Below are 2696 nucleotides of genomic sequence, written 5' to 3'. Positions count from 1 at the left end.
TCTCACAACGGACACAGATTACCTGCTCGCTTTTTTGGTCGCAACGCGCTCGCTGCGCGAGATCGGCAACGACTTGCGACTTTAATGTGTGGTATCCCTGCTTGCCACTCTAGTATGATTTCTGTTTTTTTTTGGGTCTTTCTATCTCATGTTCTGACACATCCACCACTATTACTTCTCTTTCACTATTACTTTCTAATAGGGCTTTTTTTCCAGGTAGATTAAACAGACCTGATTTGATGAGAATATTCTCTACTTTCCTAACAATTCTATACGCCGTTGATTCGTTAATACCCCAGCTATTTCCCCGATGAAAATAGGTGCGATATTCTCGCCAATACTCTAATGTTATTAGTAGTTGGTCTTCTGTACTCAATTTGCTCGGTCTACCTGTCTTTTTTTGCCAAACTTTTTCTGCCTTTAGGACTGTTACCATATCCTTAAATGTATCTGGATACAGGCCACACAAGCGTTTGAACTCTGTTGGCTTTAAAGTTTTTACTTGTTCGTAATTCATCTTTCAATCTTAACTCTTGGACTATTTTATCCTATTTTGTCTAGACTTATGCAAGAGATCTAAGGTGGCACTCCAATCAGTTCCCTTAACCCCTGTCACCCCTTTTTGGGAAATATTGAAAAATAACTGGACTTTTGAGTCGATTAATTTTACTGCGGCCATGCGTCTAGCCACTGTCACTACTTTTGCCGTGTTTGTATCCATTCTACTCCATTGGCATCACGGTTATTGGATGGCTTTAACGGTCCTGTTTGTTCTCCAGCCAGATTATGGTGGCACAATCCAAAAGGCTATACAGCGCATTGGTGGCACTATTTTAGGGGTAATCTTAGTAACTCCCATAGTTTTGCAGATTCAAGATCTAAACCTACTAATAATAATTCCAATTATCTTAGCTGCCCTAACTGCTGCCTTCCGTTTTGTCAATTATGCTTTCTTTATGCTCTTTCTGACCATGCTAATTGTGCTGATTCTAGATCTAGACGTACCCAAAGATTGGCAGTTAGCCGAGACGAGGGTTTTTCATACTGTATTGGGGGGAGTTTTGGCAGTTATCAGTTACTATCTTTGGCCGATTTGGCAGAGACGTTCCCTACCCCGAAGAATTGGCATTTTACTAGAAAAGAGTGTCAGTTATTTTCAAACTGTGGCCGCCGCTTATCAAGGACAAGCTCAAAGTGCCAAAATCTTAGATTTAAGCCGCCGTCAAGCTGAATTAGCTAGTGATAATGCTTTAGCTACTGTCCAGCGCATGAGACGAGAACCAAAGCAATTTCAGGGTAATGTGGTAGGAACAACAGAGTTGATTCTCAATGGGGTTAGTTTTATTAATGGAGTGACTACCCTCCGACAACATCTTCAGCAGTTTCAGCCTTCCCAAACACTGCCCGGATTAGATGAGTTTATTGAACAGGTGACGAAAACATTTGAGAATTTGCAACAAATACAACAAACAGGGATTAACTCCTTATCTATGCCCAATTTTAACCAAAGTTTACATAGGTTAACGGATTATTTAGAAACGATTCCAGAAGATCAAACTGAAGAAGTAATATCTTTGAGTTTTATCATTGCAGAGTTACATCAACTTACAGAGAAATTAAAGGGAATGTTTGCAGCGATCGCTTAGAGTAAGGAAAGGAAAAAGACTGTCACTCAATCCACTTATCAATAATGTTTGAAATTGTCTTATCCTGCTGCATCTGAAGTATATCAATATTGAGTTTATTGAGGAGGGGGCTATTTTGAGGTAAGACAAAGCCATAGGTCAAGAAAGATGAATAAATAGGCAGAATTGTCAAAGCTACCCTCGGATTTTCATCGAGATAATATTTTAAGACTCGATAGGAATCAAGAACCGCATCTACCTGACCGCTATACATTAAATTAATAGCTTGGTATAGGCTGTTGGCCAAGACAGGAGTAATTTTATATTCAGCCGTGAGATTGATCAAATAAGAACTTCCTGCCAATAGGGCAACTTTTTTATTTTGTAAATCTTGAAGATTGCTCAACTCTTTAGCAGGTTGCTGGGTCAATGCTAGGGTAAAGGTTGTCACCAAACCTGCCGTAATTGAAGAGGTAATCGCTAGGGAAATCCACATCCACAAATGAGTAATAAGCCTGCCGGTTGCAGTCACTGGAACTTTATCGCCATAGCCGACTGTTGTTGTGGTAACTGACACAAACCAGAAGGCTTCTCGCACCCCCTTAAAATAATTTTTGGGAAACTGTTCGGGATTGCGCTTATGTTCAACAAACCAGATGATATTAGCTACTAAACTCACCGTTCGCTTAAATAAAAAAGCGATCGAGGACAAAAAAGGTTAAAATCCTTGTGTAGTAAAGGGTTTGGTTGAAGGAGTTAAGAAAATTCCCACACAGATAAAGTCAGAACGAATAGATGATCTCCCGGTGATTATTCATTGGTTAAAACAAATGAAAGTGGCAGAGATGATAGACGAGAATCTGGAAAAGCCTCACGGAAATCGCACAGGATTAAGCTATGGGGAACTAGCAGTATTATTACTGACCTATATCATCAGCGAAGGAGATCATAGAATGTGTTGTCTAGAAACGTGGGTAAATGAACATCAAAGAAGTCGGGAAGGGATAACGGGATGGAAAATAGGAGAAAAAGAAGCAACGGACGACCGTTGTGGAGAGTTATTAAGAACAT

The 2696-nt window shown here is 39.9% G+C and carries 4 protein-coding genes; 2 read left to right on the top strand and 2 right to left on the bottom strand.

The window, feature by feature from the left end; all coding sequences use genetic code 11:
* Nucleotides 1–109 precede the first annotated feature (109 nt).
* Nucleotides 110–517: a transposase family protein gene (locus H6F92_RS00445; RefSeq protein WP_242029945.1), complete on the bottom strand. Its 408-nt coding sequence runs from the start codon at nucleotides 515–517 to the stop codon at nucleotides 110–112.
* 64 nt (nucleotides 518–581) lie between these two features.
* On the opposite strand from H6F92_RS00445, the gene H6F92_RS00440 reads away from it, so the two are divergent.
* Complete coding sequence (locus H6F92_RS00440; protein ID WP_265795516.1) at nucleotides 582–1646, top strand: FUSC family protein; 1065 nt, start codon at nucleotides 582–584, stop codon at nucleotides 1644–1646.
* A 22-nt stretch (nucleotides 1647–1668) separates the two neighbouring features.
* On the opposite strand, the gene H6F92_RS00435 is transcribed toward H6F92_RS00440, so the two are convergent.
* Nucleotides 1669–2337: an ion channel gene (locus tag H6F92_RS00435; protein WP_242029944.1), complete on the bottom strand. Its 669-nt coding sequence runs from the start codon at nucleotides 2335–2337 to the stop codon at nucleotides 1669–1671.
* Nucleotides 2338–2368: 31 nt separating this feature from the next.
* On the opposite strand from H6F92_RS00435, the gene H6F92_RS00430 reads away from it, so the two are divergent.
* On the top strand, nucleotides 2369–2696 hold a 328-nt coding region (locus tag H6F92_RS00430), incomplete at its 3' end, for a DUF4277 domain-containing protein (RefSeq protein WP_242029943.1).

The sequence above is a fragment of the Microcystis wesenbergii FACHB-1317 genome (genome assembly GCF_014696875.1).
GTDB lineage: Bacteria > Cyanobacteriota > Cyanobacteriia > Cyanobacteriales > Microcystaceae > Microcystis > Microcystis wesenbergii_A.
This window is presented reverse-complemented; position numbering and strand designations above follow the sequence as displayed.

Bases quoted from the DNA above. Each gene is read 5' to 3' on its own strand.
- H6F92_RS00445 (WP_242029945.1), bottom strand. From the start codon at position 517: ATGAATTACGAACAAGTAAAAACTTTAAAGCCAACAGAGTTCAAACGC.